Raw genomic sequence first — 2473 nt, forward strand, 5'->3', positions numbered from 1 at the left:
AGGACAAGAGCTTCTCCTTGCCCTTGTACTGCTCGCCGATCAGCTGCTCGATCAGCTTCGGATCCATCTCGAAAAGCGCGCACAGCGCGCCGAGATAGATGATGTTCTTGAACAGCTGGCGCTGGCGTGGATCGGTGTAGGTCGAGTTGGTGATCGCGGTCAGCGGCACGCCGATCACGCTGATGTCGTCGCGGAATTTCGACGACGGCATCGGCTTGGTCGAATCGTAGAACAGATAGCCGCCCGGCACGATGCCGGCGACGTCCTTGTCCCAGGTCTGCGGGTTCATCGCCACCATCATGTCGGTGCCGCCGCCGCGCGCGCCGAGATGGCTGGCCTCCGTCACGCGCACCTCATACCAGGTCGGCAGCCCCTGGATGTTGGAGGGGAAGATGTTGCGGGGGCTGACAGGGACGCCATGGCGGAGCACGGCGCGGGCGAACAGTTCGTTGGCGCTCGCCGAGCCAGAGCCGTTGACGTTGGCGAAGCGGACGACGAAGTCGTTTATGCTGCTGAGCGGCGCTTGCTGGGACATGCGGTACCTGCGTGAGTCATCTCGATGAAATATTTCTGCATGTCCCACGCACCGGTGGGACAGCGTTCGGCGCAAAGGCCGCAATGCAGGCAGACATCCTCGTCCTTCACCATCACGCGTCCGGTCTTGAGGTCGGAGGACACGTAGAGACTCTGGTCGGGGTGCAACGACGGCGCCTTCAGCCGCGCCCGCACATCTGCTTCGTCGCCATTCTCTGTGAAGGTGATGCAGTCCGTCGGGCAGATGTCGACACAGGCGTCGCACTCGATGCAGAGCGAGGTCGAGAACACGGTCTCGACGTCGCAGTTCAGGCAGCGTTCCGCCTCACCGAGCGCGAGCTTGACGTCATAGCCGAGCTCGACCTCAGCGCGGATATCCTTCAGTGCCACCACCTTGTCACGATGCGGCACCTTGTAGCGCTTGTCCGGCGAGATATCGTTGTCATAGCTCCATTCGTGGATGCCCATCTTCTGCGAGCTGACATGAACCTCCGGCAGCGGGCGTTCGGTGACGTCCTCACCCGATAGCATCCGGTGGATCGACAGCGCGGCCTCATGGCCGTGCGCCACCGCCCAGATGATGTTCTTCGGTCCAAACGCGGCGTCGCCGCCGAAAAATACTTTTGGGTTGGTCGAGGCAAAGGTCACCTTGTCGACCTCAGGCATGTGCCATTTGTCGAACGCGATGCCGCAGTCGGACTCGATCCAGGGGAAGGCGTTCTCCTGGCCGACCGCGACCAGCACGTCGTCGCAGGCGATGGTCTGGTCCGGCTCGCCCGAGGGCACCAAATTGCGTTTGCCCTTGGCGTCATATTCGGCCTTCACCTTCTGGAAGGTGACGCCGGTGAGCTTGCCGTTGTCGTGGGTGAAGCCGACGGGCACGAGGAAGTTGAGGATCGGGATGTCCTCATGCATCGCGTCTTCTTTTTCCCAGGGCGAGGCTTTCATCTCCTCGAAGCCTGAGCGCACCACCACCTTGACGTCCTCGCCGCCGAGCCGGCGCGCAGTGCGGCAGCAATCCATCGCGGTGTTGCCGCCGCCGAGCACGATTACGCGCTTGCCAATCTTGTCGGTGTGGCCGAACGAGACGCTGGAGAGCCAGTCGATGCCGATATGGATGTGGCTAGCTGCTTCCTTGCGGCCGGGCACGTCGAGCTCGCGGCCGCGCGGCGCGCCGGAGCCGACGAACACCGCGTCATATTTGTCGGCGAGCAGCTTCTTCAGGCTGTCGACGCGCTGGCCGCCTTTGAACTCGATGCCAAGGTTGAGGATGTAGTCCGTCTCCTCGTCGATCACGGCGTCCGGTAGCCGGAATTTGGGGATCTGGCTGCGCATCATGCCGCCGGCTTTCGCATCGGCATCGAATACGGTGCAGTGATAGCCGAGCGGGGCAAGATCGCGCGCCACGGTGAGCGAGGCCGGACCGCCACCGATCAGCGCGATGCGCTTGCCGTTCTTCGCAGCGGGGCGTGGCATCCGCTGTCGCACGTCATCCTTGAAGTCCGCGGCGACGCGCTTCAGCCGGCAGATCGCGACCGGTGTTTCCTCGACGCGGCCGCGGCGGCAGGCCGGCTCGCAGGGACGATCGCAGGTGCGTCCGAGAATGCCCGGGAACACATTCGATTTCCAATTGATCATGTAGGCGTCGCTGTAGCGACCCTCGGCGATCAGACGGATGTATTCCGGGACGGGGGTGTGTGCGGGGCAGGCCCACTGGCAATCGACCACTTTATGGAAGTAGTCGGGCGCCGAGATATCAGTCGGTTTCATTCCCACCTTGTCCGCGCGAGGAACCGATTGTCGCGCGGCCTTCCTGAAGTGAGAGCGCCTAACCCGATATTGCTGACATCATCTGGTCGGAAAACCGGTACCTGCTTTTTCCGGATGGTGCCGCCTGGTTACCGCCCTTTTGTTTTTCGAATGGTCTCATTCAATTATT

Annotated in this window: 2 protein-coding genes; both read right to left on the reverse strand. The window is 62.4% G+C overall.

The genetic code is table 11. The annotated features are described in order from the left end of the window. A partial coding sequence (locus WA702_RS18250) for a 2-oxoacid:acceptor oxidoreductase family protein (RefSeq protein WP_425111934.1) occupies window positions 1-535 on the reverse strand: 535 nt, incomplete at its 3' end. Then, on the reverse strand, window positions 505-2304 hold the full coding sequence (locus WA702_RS18255) for an FAD-dependent oxidoreductase (protein WP_425111935.1): 1800 nt from the start codon (window positions 2302-2304) through the stop codon (window positions 505-507). The genes WA702_RS18250 and WA702_RS18255, both read right to left, overlap by 31 nt. Window positions 2305-2473: the final 169 nt, after the last annotated feature.

Source organism: Bradyrhizobium sp. (genome assembly GCF_049798375.1).
In the GTDB taxonomy this organism is placed as follows: domain Bacteria; phylum Pseudomonadota; class Alphaproteobacteria; order Rhizobiales; family Xanthobacteraceae; genus Bradyrhizobium.

What these genes read in the sequence shown, in the direction of transcription:
- WA702_RS18255 (WP_425111935.1), bottom strand. Translation starts at nt 2,304, where the DNA reads ATGAAACCGACTGATATCTCGGCGCCCGACTACTTCCATAAAGTGGTC.